Raw genomic sequence first — 24616 nt, 5'->3', positions numbered from 1 at the left:
TGCGGTCTTTTGCGCCTATGTTCCAGCCCGCATTTAATCTAGGCCGGCAGCCCGAGGCGGGCGGCCCGTTCATCATTCCGACGGCCGAGCACAGCGCTCGCCGGCCTGCCCGGAAGTCCTCGTCCATCGGTAGGAGCCGTAGGGCTGCCAACGGCGTATCGGCGGCTCGCGGCTGCGCCGCTAGTGGTAAACCCTATTCGGGATAGCCGAGGCTCGCATCTCCGCCATCGCTAGCGCATAATGGTTTTTAAACGAACGTTTGAATTCAACCTTATGCAAGAAATCAGCCAGCCCACTACCCGTGACGCGATCCTGGATACGGCCGAGGCCCTGTTCGCGCAGCAGGGGCACGACGCGACGTCGATGCGCCAGATCACCAGCGCGGCCGGCGTGAACCTTGCTTCGGTGAACTACCACTTCGGCTCCAAGGAGTCACTCGTCCAGGCGGTGCTAAAACGCCGCCTGGCCGTGCTGAACCGCGAGCGCCTGCGGCTTTTGGACGAACTGGAGGCGCAGGCCGAAGGCCGGCCCCTCAAGCCCTCGCAGATCGTGGACGCCTTTTTCGGCACGCTGCTGCGCCTGGCCGCCGATCCGGCGCAGGCCGGCAGCACCTTCCTGCCGCTGCTGGAACGCACCATGACCGACCCGTCCGACTTCATCCGCGCGCTGTTCGCCGAAGAGTACGCGGACGTGCTGGAGCGCTACCGCAACGCGCTGTTCGCCGCGCTGCCGGACGTGCCCAGGGCGGAAATCATGTGGCGCTTCCAGTTCATGCTGGGCGCCACCTCGTACGCCATCATCGGCACCGGCCTGCTGCGCTCCGTCACCGGCTGGACCATCGACGAAGCCGAGCAACCCAACAACCCCGAGCTGCTGCTGCCCCGCCTGATGAGCTTTCTGCTGGGCGGGCTGCGCTCGCCCCTGCCGCAAGTGCCTTAGGGCGGGACGGCCGGCCGCAAACGAAGAACATGGAGGCAAGAACATGAACGCAGTCATCCTCGCCCTGGCCGTCATCGTGCTGCTTGCGGCCGTCGTGCTGGGCGTGCGCCCGATCCGCCGCGCCCTGCTGTCGGCGCCGGTCTTCCGGCTCTACAGCAAGGTGCTGCCGCAGATGTCGGACACCGAGCGCGACGCCCTCGAGGCCGGCACCGTGTGGTGGGAAGGCGAGCTGTTTCGCGGCCGCCCGGACTGGAGCCGGCTGCTGGCGTACCCGCGCCCCCGGCTGAACGAGGATGAGCAGCGCTTCCTGGACCACCAGGCCGAGGAGGCCTGCCGCATGGTCGACGACTGGGAGGTCACGCAGCAGCGCTACGACCTGCCCGCGCCCGTCTGGGACTACCTCAAGACCCAGGGTTTCCTGGGCATGATCATTCCCCGCGAATACGGCGGCCTGGGCTTCTCGGCCTATGCCCATTCCGAGATCGTGACCAAGCTGTCCACGCGCTCCTCGGCGCTGGCCGTGTCGGTCATGGTGCCCAATTCGCTCGGCCCGGCCGAACTGCTGCTGCACTACGGCACCGACGAACAGAAGAACCACTACCTGCCCCGCCTGGCGCGCGGCGAGGAAGTGCCGGCCTTCGCGCTGACCAGCCCCTGGGCGGGCTCCGACGCCGCCGCCATCCCCGACAGCGGCATCGTCTGCAAGGGCGAATGGCAGGGCCGCGAAGTGATAGGCATGAGGGTCACCTGGGACAAGCGCTACATCACGCTGGCCCCGGTCTGCACGCTGCTGGGCCTGGCGTTCCGCCTGTACGACCCGGACGGCCTGCTGGGCGGCAAGAAAGACCTGGGCATCACTTGCGCGCTGGTGCCGCACGACCATCCCGGCGTCGATACCGGCCGCCGCCATTTCCCGCTGAACGCCATGTTCATGAACGGTCCCACGCGCGGCACGGACGTGTTCATGCCGCTGGACTTCATCATCGGCGGGCCGGCCATGGCCGGCCAGGGCTGGCGCATGCTGATGGAATGCCTGGCGGCGGGCCGCTCGATCTCGCTGCCCTCGTCGAACACCGGCATGTCCAAGCTGACCGCGCGCGCCGTCGGCGGCTATGCGCGCGTGCGCAGCCAGTTCCGCACCCCGGTGGGCAAGTTCGAGGGCGTGGAGGAAGCGCTGGCGCGCATCGGCGGCAACACCTACATGATGGACGCCGCGCGCGCCATGACCGCCGGCGCGGTGGACCTCGGCGAAAAGCCCTCGGTCGTGTCCGCCATCGTCAAATACCACGTCACCGAACGCGCCCGCCAGGTCGTCAACGACGGCATGGACGTGATCGGCGGCAAGGGCATCTGCCTGGGCCCCTCCAACTTCCTGGGCCGCGCCTACCAGCAGATCCCCATCGGCATCACCGTGGAAGGCGCCAACATCCTCACGCGCAGCCTGATCATCTTCGGCCAGGGCGCGATCCGCTGCCATCCCTACGTGCTGGCGGAAATGCAGGCGGCCCAGTCGCCCGACCGCCGCCAGGGCCTGATCGATTTCGACCGCGCCTTCTGGGGCCACGCGGCCTTCGTCGTGCGCAACGCGCTGCGCGCCGCGGGCACCGCGCTGACGGGCGCGCGCTACGTGCGCGTGGACGCCGACGTCGCGCCCGAAATGAAGCGCTACTACCAGCAGCTCAGCCGCTACAGCGCCGCCTTCGCGCTGCTGGCCGACAGCGCCATGCTGGTGCTGGGCGGCAGCCTCAAGCGGCGCGAGCGCCTGTCGGCGCGCCTGGGCGACATCCTGTCGCAGATGTACCTGGCAAGCGCCGCGCTCAAGCGCTACGAGGACGAGGGCCGCCAGGCCGCCGACGCGCCGCTGGCGCACTGGTCCGTCCAGGACGCGCTGTACAGGCTGCAGCAGGCCTTCGACGGCGTGCTGGAAAATTTCCCCAACCGCGCGGCCGCCTGGGCGCTGGCCCGCCTGGTGTTCCCGTGGGGCCGCCCCCAGGCCCTGCCGTCGGACCGTCTGGGCCAGGACGTGGCGCGCCTGCTGATCCAGCCGGGCGCGGCGCGCGACCGCCTGACCGCGGGCTGCCACCTGCCGGCCACCGAGCAGGAACCGGTAGGCGCGATCGAACTGGCGCTGGCGGCCACGCTGGAGGCCGAGCCCATCGAAGCCAAGATCCGCGAACTCGAAAAGCGCGGCGCGCTCGACGGCAACCCCAAGGCCAACGTGCGCGACATCGCCGACGCCGCCTATGCGGCAGGCGGCATCACCGCCGAGGAATACGCGGTGGTCCAGCGCCGCAACCGCTTGCGCGACACCGTGGTGCGCGTCGATGATTTCGCCTTCGACTTCGGCGCGGGGCAGGACATCGAACCCGCGGCCGAACGCAAGGTCGCCTGAAGGAGGCAACGGATGGCATTCAAACCGGTCTACGTCGTCGATGGCCTGCGCACGCCTTTCCTGAAGGCGCGCAGCGGGCCGGGCCCGTTCTCGGCCGGCGATCTCGCCGTGCAGGCCGGCCGCAGCCTGCTGCTGCGCCAGCCCTACGCGCCCACCGACCTGGACGAGGTCATCGTGGGCTGCGCCGCGCCCTCGCCCGACGAAGTGAACATCGGCCGCGTGATCGCGCTGCGCCTGGGCTGCGGCAACAAGGTGCCGGGCTGGACCGTGATGCGCAACTGCGCCTCGGGCATGCAGGCGCTGGATTCCGCCATCGCCAACATTCAGTCCGGCCGTTCGGAACTGGTGCTGGCCGGCGGCACCGACGCGCTGTCGCGCGCGCCGGTGTTGTTCTCGGACGACATGGTGCGCTGGCTGGGCGGCTGGTACGGGGCCCGCGGCGCGGGCGCCAAGCTGGCGATGCTGCGCCGGTTCCGGCTGCGCAACCTGGCGCCCGTGATCGGCCTGCTCAAGGGCCTGACCGACCCCGTGGTGGGCCTGTCCATGGGCCAGACCGCCGAGAACCTCGCCACCCGCTTCAATATCGATCGCCAGGCGATGGACGCCTACGCGGCCGAGAGCCACCGGCGCGCGCTGGCGGCCCGCGCCGCCGGCGCCATGGGCGAGATCGCCGCCTTGATCGACACGCAAGGCAGGCTGTACGCTGAGGACGACGGCGTGCGCGCGGACTCCACGCCCGACAAGCTGGCCAAGCTCAAGCCGGTCTTCGACAAGCCCTGGGGCAACATCACGGCGGGCAACAGTTCGCAGGTCACCGACGGCGCCGCCATGCTGGCGCTGGCTTCCGAAGAAGCCGTGCGCAAATGGAATCTGCGGCCGCTGGGCCGCATCGTCGACAGCCAGTGGGCCGGCCTGGACCCCGCGCAGATGGGCCTGGGACCGGTGCATGCCGCCACCCCTATCCTGCAACGCCACAACCTGGGACTCAACGATCTGGACTTGTGGGAAATCAACGAAGCCTTCGCCGCCCAGGTGCTGGCCTGCATGGCCGCGTGGCGCGACGAAGCCTATTGCCGGGAACACTTCGGCACCGCGGCCTGGGGCGAACTGGACCGCGCCCGGCTCAACGTGGACGGCGGCGCGATCGCCATCGGCCACCCGGTGGGCGCATCCGGCGCGCGCATCGTGCTGCATCTGCTCGACGCGCTCAAGCGCCGCGGCGCGCGGCGCGGCATGGCGGCCATCTGCATCGGCGGCGGCCAAGGCGGCGCGATGCTGGTCGAAACCCTGGACGAGGACCGCCCATGACGACGATCGATACGCTTTCCCACTGGCGCCTGGAGCGCGAGGCCGACGGGCTGGCGTGGCTGACCTTCGACCGCGCCGGCAGCGCCGTCAACGCCCTGTCCGCCGACACCCTGGCCGAACTCGCCGTGGTGCTGGACGCGCTGGACGCGCAGCCGCCGGCGGGCCTGATCATCCGCTCCGGCAAGACCACCGGCTTCATCGTGGGCGCGGACGTCAACGAGTTCGCCAGCCTGGACACGCCCGAGCAGGCGCGCGCGCTGGTCGCGCGCGGCTGGAACCTGTTCAACCGCGTGGCCGCGCTGCGCTACCCGACGCTGGCACTGATCGAAGGCCACTGCCTGGGCGGCGGCCTGGAGCTGGCGCTGGCCTGCCGCTGGCGCCTGGTGGCCGACCAGCCGGGGACCTCGCTGGCGCTGCCCGAAGTGATGCTGGGCATTTTCCCCGGCTGGGGCGGCATGCTACGCCTGCCGCGGCTGATCGGCGCGCCGGCGGCGCTCGACATGATGCTGACCGGCCGCGGCGCCGACGCGCGCCGCGCCGCGGCGCTGGGCCTGGCCGACGCCCGCGTCCCGCCGCGGCTGCTGCTGGCCGCGGCCCGCCAGACCGTGCTGTCGGGCAAGGCCCCACGTCGCGCGCGCGGCCCCGGCGCCTGGTTCAGGCGCTGCACCGACCACTGGCCGCTGAAGGCCATCATCGCCTCGCGCGCGCGCAAGCAGATCGCGGCCAAGGACCCGCAGGGCCACTATCCCGCGGCGCCGGCCATCGTCGACATCTGGGAAAAACACGGCGGCAACGCGCTGCAGGCGCCCGCGCTGATCGACCGCATCATCGCCTCGGGCACCGCCCGCAACCTGCTGCGCGTGTTCCGCCTGCAGGAACGCCTGAAGGCCAACGGCAAGCAGCCCGGCGTCCCGCCGGCGCGCCGCGTGCACGTAGTGGGCGCCGGCGTGATGGGCGGCGACATCGCGGCGTGGTGCGCGCTCAAGGGCATGACGGTCACGCTGCAGGACCAGGACATGGCGCGCATTGCGCCGGCCCTCAAGCGCGCCGCGGCGCTGTACGCCCGCCGCCTGAAGGACCCGCGCCTGGCGCGCGCCGCGTTCGATCGCCTGATTCCCGACCCGGCGGGCGACGGCGTGCCGCTGGCCGACGTCGTCATCGAAGCCATCAGCGAGCAGCCCGAGGCCAAGCGCGCGCTGTACCGCGCGCTGGAACCGCGCATGCGCGCCGACGCCCTGCTCGCCACCAACACTTCCAGCCTGCCGCTGGAAACCCTGCGCGCCGGCCTGGCGCGCCCGGCCCAACTGGTCGGCATCCACTTCTTCAATCCCGTGGCGAAGATGCCGCTGGTCGAAGTGGTGCACGCCGACGGCGACGACGGCGCGGCGCAGGCGCGGGCCTGCGCCTTCGTGGGCCAGATCGACAAGCTGGCGCTGCCGGTGAAAAGCGCGCCCGGCTTCCTGGTCAACGCCGTGCTGGCGCCTTACATGCTGGAGGCCATGCGCAGCGTGGACGAAGGCCTGGCGCCGCAGGCCGTGGACGCGGCGATGGTGGCCTTCGGCATGCCGATGGGTCCGCTGGAGCTGGCCGACACCGTGGGCCTGGACATCGCGCGCGCCGCGGGCGAGGAACTGGCCGGCGGCGCCGAGCCGCCGCGCTGCCTGGCCGACCGGCTGGCGCGCGGCGAATTGGGCAAGAAGACCGGCCAGGGCTTTTACGCCTGGCGCGACGGCAAGCCCGTCAAGAATGGCGCGGCCTCCCCTGGCGCCCCGCCGGGACTGGCGCGCCGCCTGATTCAGCCCTTGATCGACGCCACCCGCGAGCGCGTCGAGCAAGGCATCGTCGCCGACGCCGACCTGGCGGACGCCGGCGTGATTTTCGGCACGGGTTTCGCTCCCTTCACGGGCGGCCCCATGCATTACCAAGGCAGCGACAGGCCGGCAACGGCCGGGCTGGCAGGACCCGCAGTGCAATAGAGACATACATCAAACACGAGGAGGCATCACCATGCGCAGCAAACGTTCCTTGTCCTTGAGCACCTTGTCGGCCGTCGCGGTTGGCCTGGGCGCGGCAACGACGGCCCATTCCGCCGGCTTCCAGCTTCTTGAGCAGAACGCCAGCGGCCTGGGCAACGCTTACGCGGGCTCGGCGGCAAATCCGGAAAACGCCAGCATCATCTACTACAACCCGGCGGGCATGACCTATCTGCCGGGCCTGAACGTCTCGGGCGGCGTCAACCTGATCAGGCCGTCGTTCAAGTTCAAGGACAACGGCGACAGCCGCAATCCCGGCATCCCGGGCCTGCCGGGCACCGGCCTGGGCGGCTCGGTCCCCACCGGCGGCAACGGCGGCGACGCCGGCAGCCTGGGCGTGGTTCCCAACCTCTACGGCTCGTGGCAGCTGAACGAACAGTGGTACATCGGCCTGGGCATCGGCGCGCCGTTCGGCCTGATGACCGATTACGACGACGGCTGGGTCGGCCAGTACCACTCCAACAAGTTCGACATCAAGACCATCAACATCAACCCGTCGATCGCCTACAAGGTCAACGAGAAGTTCTCGATGGGCTTCGGCCTGAACTGGCAGCACATCGACGCCAACTACAAGAAAAAGACCGTGCTGCCCGTGCCCGGCATGCCGCTGGGCACCACCGGCGACGCCGACCTGAACCTCAAGGGCGACGCCTGGGGCTGGAACGTGGGCTTCATGCTGCAGCCGACCGAGGACACCCGCATCGGCCTGTCGTACCGCTCCAAGATCAAGCACACGGCCAAGGGCGACACCGACATCGACAACATCTACCCGCGCGGCAACTCGGTCTCGTTCGACGCCAAGGCCTCGGTGACGCTGCCCGACACCCTGATCCTGAGCGCGGCGCACCAGCTCAACGAGCGCTGGGAACTGCTGGGCGACGTGTCGTGGACCGGCTGGAGCAGCATTCCCGAACTCAAGATCCGCAACTCCGGCCCCGGCGCGCGCGACGACGAACTGCCGCTGAACTTCCGCGACAGCTGGCGCGTCGCGCTGGGCGCGAACTACAAGTTCGCGCCGGACTGGAAATGGAAGTTCGGCGTGGCCTTCGACCAGTCGCCCGTCTACCAGGCGTCCGACCGCCCGACCTCGCTGCCCGACAACGACCGCTACTGGTTCTCGACCGGCGTGCAGTGGCAGGCCGGCAAGAACACGACGCTGGACGTGGGCTACACCTATCTGTACCTGCGCAAGACGGACATCGACACCACGTCCGGCAACGCCTTGACCAAGGGCCGCGTCGCGGGCACCTATGACAGCAACGCCCACATCCTGGGCGTACAGCTGTCGTCCCGCTTCTAGCCTTTCCGCCCTGCCCGGAGGGCGGGTTCGCCCCGCCCTCCGTTTTTTCAGGAGACTTCCTTGAGCAAGTTCCTCGTCAAACACGCCGCCGTCCTGGGCGCCGGCGTCATGGGCGCGCAGATCGCCGCCCACCTGGCCAACGCCGGCGTGCCCGTCACGCTGTTCGACCTGGCCGCGCCCGAGGGCGATCGCAACGGCATCGTCAACAAGGCGCTGGCCGGCCTGAGGAAACTGGAGCCGGCGCCGCTGGCCGGCGCCGCGCGCCTGGCGCTGATCACGCCGGCGAACTACGACGACCACCTGGACCGCCTGCGCGGCTGCGACCTCGTGATCGAAGCCATCGCCGAGCGCATGGACTGGAAGACCGCGCTGTACGAACGCATCGCGCCGCACGTCGCGCCCGACGCCCTGATCGCCTCCAACACCTCGGGCCTGTCGATCGACGCGCTGGCCCACGCGCTGCCCGAGAGCCTGCGCGAACGCTTCTGCGGCATCCACTTCTTCAACCCGCCGCGCTACATGCGGCTGGTGGAAATCATCGCCACTCCGCACACGCGCGCCGACGTGCTCGACCAGCTCGAAACCTGGCTGACCTCCAAGCTGGGCAAGGGCGTGGTGCGCGCGCTGGACACCCCCAACTTCGTGGCCAACCGCATCGGCGTGTTCTCGATCCTGGCGGCCATGCACCACACGTCCCGCCTGGGGCTGGGCTTCGACGAGGTCGACGCCCTCACCGGCCCGAAGATCGGCCGCCCCAAGAGCGCCACCTACCGCACCGCCGACGTGGTCGGCCTGGACACCCTGGCCCACGTCGTGGGCACCATGGAAAAGAACCTGCCTGACGATCCGTGGCACCGGTACTTCGCCCTGCCCGGCTGGCTGTCGGCCCTGATCGCCAAGGGCGCGCTGGGCCAGAAGAGCGGCGCCGGCGTCTACCGCAAGCAGGGCCGCGACATCCAGGTGCTGGACCTGAAGGCGCAGGACTACGTGCCCAGTGCCGGCAAGCTGGCCGACGAGGTCGCCGCCCTGCTCAAGGAACGCGATCCCGCGCGCCGCTTCGCCGCGCTGCGCGCCTCCGCCCATCCGCAGGCCCAGTTCCTGTGGAGCCTGTTTCGCGACATCTTTCACTACAGCGCGGTGCAGCTCGAACACGTGGCCGACAACGCGCGCGACCTGGACCTGGCCATGCGCTGGGGCTTCGGCTGGTCGCAAGGGCCGTTCGAAACCTGGCAGGCCGCCGGCTGGCAGGACATCGCCGCGGCCGTGGCCGAGGACATCGCCGCCGGCCGCGCCATGAGCGACGCGCCGCTGCCGGCGTGGGCGCTGGAGCCGGCCCGCCAGGGCGTGCACACGCCCGAAGGCTCGTATTCGGCGCGCAGCGGCCAGCTGCATCCGCGCTCCAGCCTGCCGGTGTACCGCCGCCAGCTGTTCCCCGAGCGCCTGTACGGCGAAGGCGCCGCCGCGCGCGGCGCCACGGTCTGGGAAAACGAAGGCGTGCGCCTGTGGCATCTGCCCGAGCACGACGCCGGCATCGCCATCCTCTCGGTCACGTCGCGCAACCACACGCTGGGCGCCGAAGTACTGGAAGGCGTGCTGCAGGCGGTGGCCCGCGCCGAACGCGAATTCGACGGCCTGGTGATCTGGCACGACGCGCCCTTCGCGCTCGGCGCCAATCTGCAGCAGGTGTCGGAAGCCTGCGCCGCCGGCCAATGGGAAATGCTGGAAGCCACGGTCGAGAAATTCCAGCGCGCCTCGCAGGCCTTCAAGTACGCGCAGATTCCCACCGTGGCCGCGGTGCAGGGCATGGCGCTGGGCGGCGGCTGCGAATTCCTCATGCACGCCACGCACCGGGTGCTGGCGCTGGAAAGCTATATCGGACTGGTCGAGGCCGGCGTGGGGCTGATTCCGGCCGGCGGCGGCAGCAAGGAGTTCGCCGGCCGCGCCGCCGCGCTGGCGGCGCGCACGGCCACGCCGGGCGAGGTCTTCCCCTACCTGCAGTCGGTGTTCCAGAACATCGCCACCGCCCAGGTCGCCAAGAGCGCGCTGGAGGCCATCGCGGCCGGCTTCGGCCGCGACCGCGACGTGGTGGTTTTCCATCCGGACGAGCTGCTGTTCGTCGCCATCGGCCAGGCCCGCGCCGCCGCCGAGGCCGGCCACACGCCGCCGCCGCGGCTGCGCGACGTGCCGGTGGCCGGGCGCGGCGGCATCGCCAACTTCGAAATGGTGCTGCTCAACATGCGCGAGGGCGGCATGATCAGCGCCCATGACTACCGCGTGGCGCGCAGCGCCGCCGTGGCCCTGTGCGGCGGCGAGATCGACCCCGGCGCCAAGGTGGACGAGGAATGGCTGCTGGCGGTGGAACGCCGGGAATTCATGGCGCTGCTGCGCACACCGGAGACGCAGGCGCGCATCCGTCACACTTTAGACACCGGCAAGCCCTTGAGGAATTGATATGAGCAAGCAGATTCAAGACGCTTACATCGTGGCGGCGACGCGGTTGCCGGTGGGCAAGCGCAACGGCGCCTACGCGACCACGCGGCCCGACGACATGCTGGCGGCGGCGATCAACGGCGCGCTGGCGCAGGCGCCGGGGCTGGACCATGCCCGCATCGAAGACGTGATCGCCGGCTGCGCCATGCCGGAAGCCGAACAGGGCATGAACGTGGCGCGCATCGGCCTGCTGCTGGCGGGGCTGCCGCAAAGCGTGGCCGGGGTCACCGTGAACCGCTTCTGCGCCTCGGGGCTGCAGGCGGTGGCCGACGCCGCCGCGCGCATCCGCATGGGCGAGGCCGACATCATGATAGGCGCGGGCACCGAGTCCATGAGCGCCATGCCGCAGATCATGGGCAACAAGGTGGCGATGAACCCGGCCATCTTCGCGCATGAAGAAAATCTCGGCATGGCGTTCGGCATGGGCCTGACCGGCGAAAAAGTCGCCGAGCGCTGGAAGGTCTCGCGCGAGGACCAGGACGCCTTTGCGCTGGCTTCGCACCAGAAGGCCTGCGCGGCCATCGCCGCCGGCCATTTCCGCGCCGAGATCACGCCTTACGAAGTGGTGGCGCACCTGCCCGACGGCGCCAGCGGCGCGGTGCGCGAGGTGCGCCGGCTGGTCGAGGTGGACGAAGGCCCGCGCCCGGACAGCAGCGCCGAGGCGCTGGCCCGGCTCAAGCCGGTGTTCGCGGCGCGCGGCAGCGTCACGGCCGGCAACAGCTCGCAGATGTCGGACGGCGCGGCCGCCGTGGTCCTGGTGTCCGACCGCATCCTGCGCGAATTCAACCTGAGTCCGCTGGCGCGCTTCGCCGGTTTCGCGGTGGCCGGCGTGCCGCCCGAGGTGATGGGCATCGGCCCGGTCGCGGCCATTCCCAAGGTGCTGGCGCGCGCCGGCATCGGGCAGGACGCGCTGGACTGGATCGAACTGAACGAAGCCTTCGCCGCCCAGTCGCTGGCGGTGATCCGCGAACTGAAGCTGGACCCGGCCAAGGTCAACCCGCTGGGCGGGGCCATCGCGCTGGGCCATCCGCTGGGCGCGACCGGCGCGATCCGCACGGCCACCATCGTCCACGGCCTGCGCCGCACCGGCGGCAAGTACGGGCTGGTGACCATGTGCATCGGCACCGGCATGGGCGCGGCCGGCCTGTTCGAAGCCATGTAGGCGGCGCGCCGGCGATGAAGCCCTATTGGTTCAAGAGCCTGTCGCCGCGGTGGCGCGCGCGCCTGATGCGGGTGGGATTCAACCTGCATCCGGCGTTCCGCGCCACCGGCGGGCGCGTGGTGCACGTGTCGCCGGATTTCCAGCACATCCGCATCAAGCTGCCGCTGCTGCGCCGCACGCGCAACATCGTCGGCTCCATGTACGGCGGCTCGCTGTTCGCGGTGACCGACGGCGCCCACCCCACCATGCTGATGTCCGCGCTGGGCGCGGACCACATCGTCTGGGACAAGGCCGCGACCATCCGCTACCGCAAGCCGGCCTACGCCACGCTGTACGCCGATTTCCGGCTGCCGCCGGGCGAGATCGCGGAGATCCGCCGGCTGCTGGCGCAGCATCACGAAACCACCCGCAACTACACGGTCGAACTCAAGGACAAGGACGGCGTCGTCTACGCCGTGGTGGAGCGCAGCATCTACATCGCGGACAAGACGTTCTACAAGCGCAAGAACACCGGCGGCGCGGACTCCGGGCCGCCGCCCTGACCTCCCCGGACATCGCCGTCAGCCGTTTGCGCGACAATACGCCCGCGCGGGCGGCGCCGAAGACGGTCCGCCCGGGCAACCCGCAGCAGTGCATACGAGCGACGATGGAACGAATCTGGCAGAAGAGCTACCCACCCGGCGTCCCCGCCGAGATCGACCTGGACGGCGCGACCACGCTGGTATCCGTGGTGCGCGAGAGCTGCCTGCGCTACGCGGACAAGACCGCGTACATCAGCATGGGCAGGCCGATGCGCTACGCCGAGCTGGACCGGCTGACGCGCGACTTCGCGGCCTGGCTGCATGCCAACGGCCTGGGCCGCGGCGACCGCGTCGCGCTCATGATGCCCAACCTGCTGCAATACCCGGTATGCCTGTTCGGCGCGCTGCGCGCCGGCTGCGTGGTGGTCAGCTGCAATCCGCTCTACACCGCCCATGAACTGCAGCATCAGCTGGCCGACTCGGGCGCGCGCGCCATCGTGGTGGCCGACAACTTCGCCGCCACGCTGGAAAAGGCCCTGCCCGGCACCGCGATCGAACGGGTGCTGGTGACCTCCATCGGCGAAATGCTGGGTCCGCTCAAGGGCCGCCTGGTGGACTTCGCGGTGCGCCGGATCAAACGCATGGTGCCCGCGTGGACCATACCCCGCGCCGTCCGGCTGGGCGCGGCATTGCGCGCCGGGCGCGCCGCGCCCTTCGAAGAGGTCCCGCTCGACCAGCGCGACCTGGCCTGCCTGCAATACACGGGCGGCACCACCGGCGTGGCCAAGGCCGCCATGCTGACCCACGGCAACCTGGTGGCCAATCTCAACCAGGCCTACGCCTGGGTGCGCCCGCTGGTGACCGAGGGCGAGGAATGCATCGTGACGGCGCTCCCGCTCTATCACATCTTCGCGCTGACGGCGAACTGCCTGACCTTCATGCGCATGGGCGCAAGCAACCTGCTCATCATCAATCCGCGCGACATCCCCGGGCTGGTCAGGGAAATGCGCAAAGTGCCGTTTTCCGCTTTCACCGGCGTGAACACGCTGTTCAACGCGCTGCTCAACAACCCGGATTTCGCGCGCCTGGATTTCTCGCGGCTGCGGCTGACCATGGGCGGCGGCATGGCGGTGCAGCGCGCCGTGGCCGAACGCTGGCGCGCCGTGACCGGCCGCTCGCTGGCGCAGGCCTACGGCCTGACCGAGACCTCGCCGGCCGTCACCATCAACCCGCTGGACGTGCAGGCCTTCACCGGTTCCATCGGCCTGCCCGTGCCGTCGACCGACCTCTCGATCCGCGACGACGCCGGCCGCGAGCTGGGCATAGGCGAAAGCGGCGAGATCTGCGTGCGCGGCCCCCAGGTCACGCAGGGCTACTGGAAGCGCCCCGACGAGACGGCGCTGGTCATGTACCCCGACGGGTTCCTGCGCACCGGCGATATCGGCTACGTGGACGAGAACGGCTACGTGTTCCTGGTCGACCGCAAGAAAGACATGATCCTGGTGTCGGGCTTCAACGTCTATCCCAACGAGGTCGAGGACGTGGCCGCGCTGCATCCCGGGGTCAAGGAAGTGGCGGCGGTCGGCGTGCCCGACGAGCGGTCGGGCGAGGCGGTCAAGCTGTACGTCATCCGCAAGGACCCGGCGCTGGACGCCGAGACCCTGATCGCGCATTGCCGCCAGCAGCTGACCGGCTACAAGGTGCCGCGCTACGTCGAGTTCCGCGAGGACCTGCCGCGCAGCAGCGTGGGCAAGATCCTGCGCCGCGAGCTCAAGCCCGCGGCGCCCCCGGTGCGGGCCTGAGGCGCGCTACCACTGGCCGAAGAAAATGCCGGCCCGCTTGTGCGCGTTGGTGGATTTTTCGATGGCTTCGTCGCTGATGGTGGTGCGGCGCTTGGTGCGCAGCATCCATTCCAGCAGGCGCTGGCGCAGCGCCTGGCGCGTGCCGGCATGCGCGCTGCTGCGACCCAGGTCCTGGAACTCGCCGGGATCGGCCTGCAGGTCGAACAACTGCTCGGGTTCGTCCAGCCAGTACACGTAGCGCCAGCGGTCCGTGCGCACCGACCAGGCGCGCGCGTTCTGCGGCGTCTTGCCGCACAGCACGCGGGCCTGGCGGAAACTGTAATCCAGCTCCGAGAACACGCAGTCCCGCCATGCCGCCGCGCCATCGCCGCCGCCATGCAGCAGCGTCTGCAGCTCGCGGCCTTCCAGCCGGTGACCGGGGACGGGCGCGCCCAGCGCGCGCAGCACCGTGGGCGCCACGTCCACGCTTTCGACCATGTCGGCAAGCGCCTTGCCGCGCGTGGCGTCGGCCTGGGCCGACGGGTCCATCACGATGAACGGCACGCGCTGCACGGTGTCGTAGAACAGCTCTTTTTCGCCCAGCCAGTGATCGCCCAGGAAGTCGCCGTGGTCGGCCGTGAACACGATGAGCGTGTTCTTCATGAGGCCCGCGCCCTCCATGTAGTCGAACAGCCGGCCCAGGTGGTCGTCGAGCTGGCGGATCAGGCCCTGGTAGGCCGGGCGCACCACCCGCACGCATTCGTCGGTGGAGAAACTGAGGCTTTCCTCATGCTGGCGGTAGGCCGCGACCACCGGATGCGCGTCGGCCAGTTCTTCCTGGTTGCGCTGCACCGGCAGGCACTGGTCGGCCGTGTACATCCGGTGGTAGGGTGACGGCGCCATGTACGGCCAATGCGGCTTCACGTAGCTCAGGTGCAGCACCCAGGGCTGGCTGCCGCGGCGCTTCATGAAGTCCAGCGCCTGGTCGGTCATGTAGGCGGTTTCCGAATGCGCCTCGGCCACGCGCGCCGGCAGGTGCACGTTGCGCATGTTCCATCCGCTGGCCACGCGCCCGTCGGCGTCCAGGCCGGCGATGACGTAGTCGGTCCAGGGATCGGCGCTGTCGTAGCCATGGCGGCGCAGGAACGCCGGATAACCGCTTTCGTCGCCGGGTTCGTGGTGGCCGTCGTAGCGGTCCAGCTCGGTGAAGCCGCCGCGGCTGAGCAGCACGCCCAGCTCGGAGGCGCCGTCGATGGACAGGCGCTCCATGCCGGCCTTGTCGGCAATGATGTGCGTCTTGCCGGCCAGCGCCAGGTCGCGGCCCTGCCCCGCCAGGTACTCGCCCAGCGTGACTTCGTTGACCGACAGCGGCACGCGGTTCCAGGTCGCGCCGTGGCTGGACGGATAGCGCCCCGTGTAATAGCTCATGCGCGAAGGGCCGCAGACGCCCGAATTCACGAACGCCCGGTCGAAGCGCGCGCCGCGCGCGGCCAGCGCGTCCAGGCTGGGCGTCTGCAGATAGGGATGGCCATAGCAGCTGAGGTGATCGGCCCTGAGCTGGTCGGCCATGATGAACAACACGTTCTGCACGGTACTCATGCCTGCTCCTATTGTTCCGCCTTGAAGCCGGATTCTCGCACCACGGGCTCCCACTGCTTGCGGTACGCGGCCAATTCTCGGGCGGTTTCGCCCGCGTCCATGGACACCGGCTCCAGGTAGACCGCGCGCACCGCTTCCTGCATGGCGGGCTCCTTCATGACGGCGGCGATGTCCGCGCTCAGGCGGTCGATCCTGGCCTGCGGCATCGACGCCGGCGCGAAGAACGCGTTCCAGCCATCGGCCACCAGGTCCAGGCCCTGCTCGCGGAAGGTGGGCACGTCATTCAGTTCCGCGGGGCGCTGCTCGCCCGACGTTGCCAGGATGCGCAGCTTGCCGGAGCGGTGCTGCGGCAGCAGGGTGTCGAGCGAATCGATGCCTTGCGGCAGGACGCCGCCTATCAGTTCGGTGATCAGCGGCGACGAACCGCGGTAGCCGACCACCTCGGGCGCGTCGCCCAGCTCGCGGCCCAGCATCAGCGCGAAGAAATGCGGCAGGCTGCCGGTGGCCGGCACGCCCAGGCTGAACTGCCTGGGATGACTCTTCAGCCACTGGCGCAGGCCGTCCACGTTCCGGATCGGCGAATCGGCCGACACGGCCAGCGCGAACTTGTAGCGGCTGACCAGCGACACCGGCTTGAAATCGCGCTGGGCGTCGTAGCCGGCCTTGGCGTACACCAGGGGCGCCACCACCATGACGGCCGGATTCGCCAGCATCAGCACGTTCTGCTCGGCCGATACCGCGCGCATGCCCTGCGCCGCGATGCGCCCGCCCGCGCCCGATTTGTTCTCCACCACCACGGGCACGCCCACCCGCTCCGTCAGCCGGGTGGCGACCAGCCGCGCGATGCGGTCGGAACTGCCGCCCGGCGCATACCCCACCACGATCGTCAGCGGGCTTTCCAGCGGGGCCTGCTGCGCACAGACCTGCGGCACGGTTCCCGCCAGCGCTGCCGCGACCGCGGCGCCCGTCATCCACTTAAGCATTGTCTTCTCCTGCCGACAGCTGCGCTGTCGATTATGGTGATTACTGCCTGTCCCCGGATGGGAAAGCCGACTGTAGCAACGCGGATATTTGTTGATCTAATCCACTACTTGCAATCATGATTTGCGTTGCCTCAAGAAAGGAGCAGCCATGCAGAACCCCCTCCCGCCTGGCCAACGTCCCGTGACGGACATGCTGCTGTACCGGCTCTACCAGGCCTGGTGGCAATCCAATCCGGTGTTCCTGCGCCTGTGCGAAGGACGGTTCGGCATCACGCGCCGCCAATGGCGCATCCTGGCCTGTACGGTCGAAGACGGCACCATGAGCACGGCCGAACTGGCGGCCACCGCCAAGCTGGACCTGGCGCGCACGTCCCGCACCGTGGGCGCGCTCTGTGAAAAAGGCTTGCTGCGCCGCCTGCACGACAGCGCCGACCGCCGCGTGGTGCGCGTGGCGGTGACGGACGAGGGCCTGGCCCTCTACCAGGGCCTGCTGCCCGAAATCGCCCGGCTCAACGACCTGCTGGTGCAGGACCTGAGCGCCCAGGAAGTCGCCGTGCTGCGCGACCTGCTGGGCCGCATCGAACAGCGCGGACGCCGCATGTCGCAGGACAACATCGTCGCGGAAAAGGCCAGCAGGCGAGAGGGCGGCACGCGCCGCGCCCGCCCAACCTGAGGCCGCGCATCCGCCGCTATTGATCGGCCTTGAAACCCGATGCCCGCACCACCGGCTCCCATTGCTTTTGATAGGCCGCCAGCGCTTCGGCGGTTGCGCCGGCGTCCATGGACACCGGCTCCAGGAACGCCGCGCGCACGGCTTCCTGCATCTCGGGTTCCTTCATGACGGCCGCGATATCCGCGCCCAGCCGCTCGATCCTGGCCTGCGGCATCGCAGCCGACGCGAAAAAGGCATTCCAGCCCTCGGCCACCAGGTCGACGCCCTCCTCGCGGAAGGTGGGCACGTCGGGCAGATCGGCGTCGCGCTTCTCGCCTGAAACGGCCAGGATGCGGACCTTGCCGGAACCGGCCAGCGGCAGCAGCGTATCCAGCGTGGTGATGCCTTGCGGCAAAACGCCGCCGACCAGCTCGTTGATCACCGGCGTCGAGCCCCGGTAGCCGACCACCTCGGGCTGCTCCTTCAATTCGCGGCCCAGCATCAGCGCGAAAAAGTGCGGCAGGCTACCCGTGGCCGGCACGCCGATGGTGAGTTGCCTGGGATGCGCTTCGATCCACTGGCGCAGGTCCGCCAGGTTCTTGATCTGCGAATCCGGAGGCACGGCCAGCGCGAACTTGTAGCGGGTGACCAGCGACACCGGCTTGAAGTCGCGCTGGGGATCGTAGCCGGGCTTGGCATAGACCAGCGGCCCCACCACCATGACGGCCGGATTCGCCAGCATCAGCACGTTCTGCTCGGCCGACGCCGCGCGCATGCCCTGCGCCGCGATGCGCCCGCCCGCGCCCGACTTGTTCTCCACCACCACGGGCACGCCGACGCGCTCGGCCAGCCGGCTGGCGACCAGCCGCGCGACGCGGTCCGCCGTGCCGCTAGGGGCAAACCCCACCACGATCGTCAGCGGTCCTTCCAGCGCAGCCTGCTGCGCACCGGCCGGCGCAACGGCGCCCGCCAGCATTGCCGCGACCGCGGCTCCTGCCATCCATTTACACATGCTTGTCTCCTGGTGACAGCGGCCCACTGTCGTTTATGGTTGTCGCTGCAAGGCCGGCTCCCGAATGCGGGATTCGAATGTAGCAACGTGAGCATTTATTGATCTAATTCAGGACTTGCGGACATGAACTGCGACACCTCAAACGGCCAGCGCTGCCTGGCGGACATGCTGCTGTACCGGCTGTACCAGGCCTGGTCGCAAGCCAACCCCGTCTTCCTGCGACTTTGCGAAGGGCGCTTCGGCATCACGCGCCGCGAATGGCACATACTTGCCTGTGCCGTCGAAAGCGGAAGCATGAGTTCGGCCGAACTGGCCGCCGTCGCCAAGCTGGATCTCACGCGCACGTCCCGCACCCTGAGCACGCTCTGCCAGAAGGGCTGGATACGCCGCAGGCAGGACGGCGCCGACCGCCGCGTGGTGCGCGTGGAAGCCACCGAAGAGGGCAAGGCCCGCTATCACGCGCTGCTGCCCGAAATCGCGCGCCTGAACAACCTACTGGTGCAGGATCTGGACGATCGGGAGGTCGCCCTGCTGCGCGATTTTCTTGGCCGCATCGAACAGCGCGGACGCCGCATGTCGGAGGACAACGTCGTGGCGGAAAAGGCCAGCCGCCGCGACGGAGGCACGCGCCGCGCGCACCTGTCCTGAAGCCTGACTGTCGCGCCGGACCAACAACCGACGGCACCGCCTCCGGCCCCCGCGCGCCGCCGCCAAATCCCTGAAACAACGGGTTTTTTCGACCCCACGCCCTGCCGGCCGCCCTGGCCCGCGGGGCTTTTTTACATTTTTGGCGGACTGTTTCTTTGAATTGCATGGCCGCAATAATTAATAATAATTATCGTTGTCATTCGCATGTCAGTCCATTTGACGGCCGCGCGGCCGCTGGAGATCCCACTTGAAACGCCATTTCCACCCGGCCGCCCGCCCTGCGCGGCCGCAAGCCCTGTTGCCCCTGGCCGCCGCGCTGGCCGCCTGCCTAGGCGGCGCCGCGCAGGCCCAGCCCGCCGAACCCGCCACGCTGCTGCCCGCCGTGGAGGTCACGGGCGCGGCGGAAACCGCCACCAGTCCGGTCGCCGGCTACGTGGCCACGCGCAGCGCCACCGGCACCAAGACCGACACGCCGCTGTCGGAAACGCCCCAGGCCATCACCGTGATCCCGCGCGACCAGATCGTCGACCAGGGCGCCCAGAACATCCAGGACACCATGAATTACGCCGCCGGGGTGCGGCCGAACGCGTACGGCGTGGACAACCGCGCCGACTACGTGCGAGTGCGCGGCGTCGAGCCGGTGCAGTACCTGGACGGCCTGCGCCAGTACTTCAGCTTCAACAATCCGCGCACCGAGGTCTATGCGATGGAGCGCGTGGAAGTGCTGCGCGGCCCCTCCTCCATGCTGTACGGACAGGGCAGCACCGGCGGCATCGTCAATCTGGTCAGCAAGCGGCCGCTGGAAGAAGCGCAGCGCGAAATCGGCGTGGTGCTGGGCAACCACAACCGCCGCGAGATCCAGGCCGACCTGACCGGCCCGGTGACCGAAGATGGCCAATGGCTGTACCGCGTCATCGCGGTCGGACGCGACAGCGACACCCAGGTGCAGTACGCGCCGGACGACCGCCTCATGCTGGCGCCCTCGCTCACCTGGCGTCCCAGCGCCGCCACCTCGCTGACGCTGCAGGCCACCTGGCAGAAGGACCGCGCCGGCACCACGCAATCGTTCCTGCCGTGGAGCGGCTCGGTGCAGGAGAATCCCAACGGCCGCATTCCGACGCGGCGCTTCACCAGCGAGCCGGGCTTCGACGCCTACGACACCGAGCAGTTCAGCGTGGGCTGGCTGTTCGAGCACCAGTTCAACGACACCTGGAAGGTGCGACAGAACTTCCGCAACACGGTCAGCAGCGTCGACTACAAGACGCTGTATCCCAACGTGTACGGCGCGCGCCGAGGCGATTCCTACATCGATGCCGAGCAGCAGACGGTCGACCGCTACTTCTACGTCAACAAGCCGCGCATGCGCACCCTGCTGGCCGACCAGAACCTCGAAGGCAAGCTGCACTGGGGCCGCACCGAACATACGGTGATCTTCGGCATGGACTACTCGCGCTACCGCGAGACCAGCCAGACCGCCACCGGCGCCGGCTCGCCGCTGAACCTGTTCCATCCCGAGTACGGCAACGTGCCGCAATACGAATTGAGCGACAAGCCCAAGCAGAACCAGCAGCAGATCGGCTTCTATGCCCAGGACCAGATCACCTTCGACCGCAACTGGATCTTCCTGGCCGGCATCCGCCGCGACCGCGCCGACAGCACCACCGCGGGCCAGGACCGCGAGACGGACCTGGCCACCACCAAGCGCTTCGGCCTGATGTACGCGGCGGACAACGGCTGGTCGCCTTACCTCAGCTACAGCGAATCGTTCACGCCCATCGCCGGCGCCGACTTCTACGGCGACCGCTGGCAGCCGATGCGCGGCAAGCAGGTCGAGGCCGGCATCAAGTACATGCCCAAGGACGCCGACATCGAATTCACCGCCGCCGCCTACGACCTGCGCGAAGAGAACCGCCAGACCAACGACCCCGACAATCCCAACAACCAGGTGCAGGCCGGCAAAACCCGCACCCGCGGCGTCGAACTGGAGCTGCGCGGGCGCGTCACCAAGGAACTGGACGTGATCGCCAACTACATCTACACCGACATCGACCCGCAACTGGAGGCGCAGCCCAAGCACATGGCGTCGATGTGGGGCAAGTACCGCTTCGCGCTGGCCGGCCAGCCCGGCTTCGCGGTGGGCGCCGGCGTGCGCTACCTGTCGGCCTTCCGCGACGGCGGCGCGCCCGAGACGCCCGCCGTCACGCTGTTCGACGCCATGATCAGCTACGACAACGGCCCGTGGCGCTACGCCCTGAACGTCAACAACATCGCCGACCGCAGCTACGAAGTGGTCTGCCTGGACCGCGGCGACTGCTTCTACGGCGCGCGCCGCACGGTCATGCTGAGCGGCGCCTACCGCTTCTAGCGGCGGGCGCGGGAAAACCTGTACGTACATCCTGTACGTACAGGTGTACACTACGGTTTTCCTTCGTCTTTTCAACCACCTGACAGACGCCTGCACTAACGTCTGCATCTAGAAAACCGTCCTGGAGACTCGACAGTGTCGACCGAAACTTCCCGCTCGCCCTTTTTTGGCACGATGCAGAAAATCCCCGGAGGATTGATGCTGGTGCCGCTGATCCTGGGTTCCCTGATCGGCACCTTCGCCCCCGACGCGCTGGCCATCGGCGGCTTCACCACCGCCCTGTTCAAGAACAGCGCCCTGCCCCTGATCGCGCTGCTGATCTTCGCCACCGGCACCCACGTCAACGCCCGCACCGGCGGCCCCATCCTGGCCACCGCCGGCACCATTCTGCTGATGAAGACGCTGGTGCCCGCCACGCTCATCATCATCCTGGGCAGCTACGTCGGCCTGGACGGCGTGATGGGCGTGTCCATCCTGGCGCTGCTGGCGGCCTTCGACAACAGCAACGGCGGCCTGTGGCTGGCCTACACCGGCCAGTACGGCGACGCCCGCGACCGCGGCGCCTACGTGGCCAGCGCGGTCAACGACGGCCCCTTCTTCAGCCTGCTGTTCCTGGGCGCCTCGGGCCTGGCCGACATCCCGATGGTGGCCCTGGTGGCGGCGCTGGTGCCGTTCCTGCTGGGCGTGGTGGTCGGCAACCTGGACCCCAAGTGGCGCGACGTGCTCAAGCCCGTGCCGAACATCGTCATTCCCTTCTTCGCCTTCGCGCTGGGCACCGGCATCAACCTGGGCGCCGTGGTCAGCGGCGGCGTCAGCGGCCTGATCCTGGGCCTGATCATCAGCCCCATCACCGGCGGCCTGGTGTACCTGGGCTACCGTTTCATCCTGCGCCGCGGCGGCAAGAGCGGCCTGGGCTTCGCGGCCGGCACCACCGCCGGCAACGCCATCGCCACCCCCGCGGTGGTGGCGGCGGCCGATCCCAACTTCCAGCAATACGTGTCGACCGCCACCGCGCAGGTCGCCGCCTGCGTGCTGATCAGCTCCATCCTGGCTCCGGTGCTGGCCTCGTTCTTCCTCAAGCGAGCGGGCGAACTCAAGTCCGAAGAGGCCGACGCGGCCGACGCGCACCCCTCGCTGCGCGAGGCGCGCGGAGAGGCGCTTTGAATCCCGCCATCGCCATCGTCGCCGACGACCTGACCGGCTCGGGCGATACGGCGGTGCAGTTCGTCCGCGCCGGCTGGAGCACGCACCTGTCCATCGGCGGCGCCGACGAGGCGCTGGCCGGCCCAGCCACCGCCGGCGTCGAAGTGCTGGCCGTGACCACCAACAGCCGCGCGCTGGCCTCCGAGGCCGCCGCCGCGGTGGTGCGCGACAACGTGCGCCGACTGCGCGCGGCCGGCGTGACGCGCCTGTACAAGAAAGTGGACTCCACGCTGCGCGGCGCCTTCAAGGCCGAGGTCGACGCGGCGCGCGAGGCCTGGGGCCCGGACACGGTGGCGGTGATCTGCCCCGCCTTCCCGGCCACCGGCCGCACCGTGCAGGCCGGCGTGCTCTACGTGAACGGCAAGCCGGTCACCGAAACCTCGGCCGCCACCGACCCGGTCACGCCGGTAACCGAAAGCCATATCCCCACTCTGCTGGGCTGCGCCCACGTAGCGCAGCACGACGGCGACACGCCCGAAGCGCTGGCCGCGCGCATCCGCCAGGCCGGTCCGACCGTGGCGGTGGACGCCGCCAGCGACGCCGACCTGGAGCGGCTGGCGCGCGCCATCGGCCTGCTCGGCGCGCAGGCGCTGCCGGTGGGCGCGGGCGGCCTGGCCGCACCGCTCGCCCGGGTCTGGGCCGGCGCCGACCAGTCCGCCCCCGTGGTCGTGGTGGTGACCTCCCAGCACAGCGCGGCGCGCGCCCAGGCGGCCGCGCTGCAGGCCGCCGGCGCCGACACCTGGACGCCGTCGCTGGCCGACCTGGCCGATGACGCCGCCTGGCAGGCCTGGAGCCAGCCGCTGCTCGCGGCCCACGCCCAGGCGCCGGCCGAGGCCGGCACGGTGCTGCTGCTGGCCCCCGAAGGCCAGCGCGACGGGCTGGATTCCGAGACCGTCGCCGAACGCCTGGGCGGCCTGGCCGCGCAGCTGATCGCGGCCTCGCAGGCCGCCGGCGTGGTCGCCACCGGCGGCGACGGTGCGCGCAGCGTGCTGCTGGCGCTCGGCGCCCGCGGCATCGCGCTGGTCGACGAAGTAATCGGCGGCGTGCCCCTGGGCACGCTGACCGGAGGCACGGCCGCCGGCCTGCCCGTGGTGACCAAGGCCGGCGGCTTTGGCGCCGAAGACGTACTGGTTCGCGCGGTGCGCGCGATCCGCGACAGGAGATTCAAGCAATGACACAACCCCAACCCAACAAGCTGCCGCTGCTGGCCGTGACCCTCGGCGACGTGGCCGGGATCGGGCCGGAGATCACGGCCAAGATGCTGATGGGCCATGACGAACTGCGCCAGAAGGCGCGCCTGCTGGTGGTCGGCGACGTGGACGTCATGGCCAACGCGGTGCGCAGCCTGGGCGGCGATCCCGCCATCGTGCGCAAGCTCGAGCGCGCGGCCGATTGCAGCAACACCCCCGGCACCATCGAAGTGCTGCAGGCCGGCCCCTCGCTGGCCCACGTCAAGCTGGGCGAAATCAGCCCCGACGCCGGCGACGGCTCGGTGCGCTTCGTCACCACCGCCTGCGCGCTGGCGCGCGCCGGCGAGGTCGACGGTATCGTGACCGCGCCGCTGAACAAGGCCGCCATGCACGCCGCCGGCCACAAGTGGCCCGGCCACACCGAACTGCTGGCCCATGAATTCGGCGTCAAGACCTTCTCGCTGGTGCTGTCGGCCGGCGACCTCTACATCTTTCACGCCACCACACACGTGTCGCTGCGCCAGGCCATCGAGAACCTGACCCCGGCGCGCATGCGCGCGGTGCTGCGCCTGGCCGGCTCGTTCGCCAAGGCGCTGGGCCGCGGCGACCAGCCGGTGGCCGTCTCCGGCCTGAACCCGCATGCCGGCGAAAACGGCATCTTCGGCAGCGAAGACGCCGACATCCTGGCGCCCGCCGTGGCCGAGGCCAACGCCGAAGGCATCCTGGCCGCCGGCCCGATCCCCGCCGACGCCCTGTTCCCGCAGGCCGTGCGCGGCAAATGGAAGTTCGTGATCGCCTGTTACCACGACCAGGGCCACGCGCCCTTCAAGGCGGTCTACGGCGACGACGGCGTGAACATCACCGTCGGCCTGCCGGTGGTGCGCGTCTCGGTCGACCACGGCACCGCCTTCGACATCGCCGGCCGCGGCATCGCCCGCGAAGACAGCCTGGTCCTGGCCGCCGAGCGCGCCGCGCACCTGGCCCCGGGCTGGACGCATGTATGGGAAACTGCGCGGGCACAAACCGGAGGTTGATTCC

General features: G+C 69.7%; 18 protein-coding genes. 15 read left to right on the top strand and 3 right to left on the bottom strand.

Annotation, left to right across the window (positions count from 1 at the left end; genetic code table 11):
• The first annotated feature begins 273 nt into the window (after positions 1–273).
• The 9 genes from AC1M14_RS08510 to AC1M14_RS08470 all read left to right on the top strand — a co-directional run bounded on the left by AC1M14_RS08510 (position 274) and on the right by AC1M14_RS08470 (position 13947).
• Positions 274–939: a TetR/AcrR family transcriptional regulator gene (locus AC1M14_RS08510; protein ID WP_479731400.1), complete on the top strand. Its 666-nt coding sequence runs from the start codon at positions 274–276 to the stop codon at positions 937–939.
• Positions 940–982: 43 nt separating this feature from the next.
• Entirely contained in the window at positions 983–3331 is a 2349-nt protein-coding gene (locus AC1M14_RS08505) for an acyl-CoA dehydrogenase (RefSeq protein WP_479731399.1), read from the top strand.
• Positions 3332–3343: 12 nt separating this feature from the next.
• Positions 3344–4639: an acetyl-CoA C-acetyltransferase gene (locus AC1M14_RS08500; RefSeq protein WP_479731398.1), complete on the top strand. Its 1296-nt coding sequence runs from the start codon at positions 3344–3346 to the stop codon at positions 4637–4639.
• Positions 4636–6615, top strand: coding sequence for a 3-hydroxyacyl-CoA dehydrogenase NAD-binding domain-containing protein (locus tag AC1M14_RS08495; protein ID WP_209165142.1), 1980 nt, complete (start codon positions 4636–4638; stop codon positions 6613–6615). Before AC1M14_RS08500 ends, AC1M14_RS08495 begins: the two co-directional genes overlap by 4 nt.
• 31 nt (positions 6616–6646) lie before the next feature.
• Positions 6647–7972: an OmpP1/FadL family transporter gene (locus AC1M14_RS08490; protein ID WP_479731397.1), complete on the top strand. Its 1326-nt coding sequence runs from the start codon at positions 6647–6649 to the stop codon at positions 7970–7972.
• A 60-nt stretch (positions 7973–8032) separates the two neighbouring features.
• The gene (locus AC1M14_RS08485; protein WP_479731396.1) at positions 8033–10423 is read left to right on the top strand and encodes a 3-hydroxyacyl-CoA dehydrogenase NAD-binding domain-containing protein; all 2391 of its coding nucleotides are present in this window, start codon (positions 8033–8035) and stop codon (positions 10421–10423) included.
• A gap of 1 nt (position 10424) precedes the next feature.
• The gene (locus tag AC1M14_RS08480) at positions 10425–11624 is read left to right on the top strand and encodes an acetyl-CoA C-acyltransferase (protein ID WP_479731395.1); all 1200 of its coding nucleotides are present in this window, start codon (positions 10425–10427) and stop codon (positions 11622–11624) included.
• Positions 11625–11638: 14 nt separating this feature from the next.
• Positions 11639–12166: a DUF4442 domain-containing protein gene (locus AC1M14_RS08475; protein WP_102772483.1), complete on the top strand. Its 528-nt coding sequence runs from the start codon at positions 11639–11641 to the stop codon at positions 12164–12166.
• A 104-nt stretch (positions 12167–12270) separates the two neighbouring features.
• Complete coding sequence (locus tag AC1M14_RS08470; RefSeq protein ID WP_102772484.1) at positions 12271–13947, top strand: AMP-binding protein; 1677 nt, start codon at positions 12271–12273, stop codon at positions 13945–13947.
• 6 nt (positions 13948–13953) lie between these two features.
• On the opposite strand, the gene AC1M14_RS08465 is transcribed toward AC1M14_RS08470, so the two are convergent.
• Both AC1M14_RS08465 and AC1M14_RS08460 read right to left on the bottom strand, forming a co-directional pair.
• Positions 13954–15525: a sulfatase-like hydrolase/transferase gene (locus AC1M14_RS08465; RefSeq protein ID WP_479731394.1), complete on the bottom strand. Its 1572-nt coding sequence runs from the start codon at positions 15523–15525 to the stop codon at positions 13954–13956.
• Between the two features lie 8 nt (positions 15526–15533).
• Positions 15534–16508, bottom strand: a complete 975-nt coding sequence (locus tag AC1M14_RS08460; protein WP_479731393.1) for a Bug family tripartite tricarboxylate transporter substrate binding protein — start codon at positions 16506–16508, stop codon at positions 15534–15536.
• Between the two features lie 148 nt (positions 16509–16656).
• Here AC1M14_RS08460 and AC1M14_RS08455 point away from each other — a divergent pair, with 148 nt between their 5' ends.
• Complete coding sequence (locus AC1M14_RS08455; protein WP_111824610.1) at positions 16657–17181, top strand: MarR family winged helix-turn-helix transcriptional regulator; 525 nt, start codon at positions 16657–16659, stop codon at positions 17179–17181.
• Between the two features lie 16 nt (positions 17182–17197).
• On the opposite strand, the gene AC1M14_RS08450 is transcribed toward AC1M14_RS08455, so the two are convergent.
• Positions 17198–18172 carry a Bug family tripartite tricarboxylate transporter substrate binding protein gene (locus AC1M14_RS08450; protein WP_479731392.1) on the bottom strand — a complete coding sequence of 325 codons (975 nt, stop codon included), beginning with the start codon at positions 18170–18172 and terminating at the stop codon, positions 17198–17200.
• A gap of 123 nt (positions 18173–18295) precedes the next feature.
• Here AC1M14_RS08450 and AC1M14_RS08445 point away from each other — a divergent pair, with 123 nt between their 5' ends.
• The 5 genes from AC1M14_RS08445 (at position 18296) to pdxA (ending at position 24612) form a co-directional block, all read left to right on the top strand.
• Positions 18296–18820: a MarR family winged helix-turn-helix transcriptional regulator gene (locus AC1M14_RS08445; RefSeq protein ID WP_102772489.1), complete on the top strand. Its 525-nt coding sequence runs from the start codon at positions 18296–18298 to the stop codon at positions 18818–18820.
• A gap of 247 nt (positions 18821–19067) precedes the next feature.
• Positions 19068–21185: a TonB-dependent siderophore receptor gene (locus tag AC1M14_RS08440; protein WP_479731391.1), complete on the top strand. Its 2118-nt coding sequence runs from the start codon at positions 19068–19070 to the stop codon at positions 21183–21185.
• A gap of 135 nt (positions 21186–21320) precedes the next feature.
• A complete protein-coding gene (locus tag AC1M14_RS08435; RefSeq protein WP_111824607.1) occupies positions 21321–22349 on the top strand; it encodes a 2-keto-3-deoxygluconate permease in 1029 nt (342 codons plus the stop codon).
• Positions 22346–23563, top strand: a complete 1218-nt coding sequence (gene dtnK, locus AC1M14_RS08430; protein ID WP_479731390.1) for a D-threonate kinase — start codon at positions 22346–22348, stop codon at positions 23561–23563. The genes AC1M14_RS08435 and dtnK overlap by 4 nt, the downstream gene beginning before the upstream one ends.
• Entirely contained in the window at positions 23560–24612 is a 1053-nt protein-coding gene (pdxA, locus tag AC1M14_RS08425) for a 4-hydroxythreonine-4-phosphate dehydrogenase PdxA (protein WP_102772493.1), read from the top strand. The genes dtnK and pdxA overlap by 4 nt, the downstream gene beginning before the upstream one ends.
• Positions 24613–24616 lie beyond the last annotated feature (4 nt).

The organism is Achromobacter sp. SX5 (genome assembly GCF_056711425.1).
This window is presented reverse-complemented; position numbering and strand designations above follow the sequence as displayed.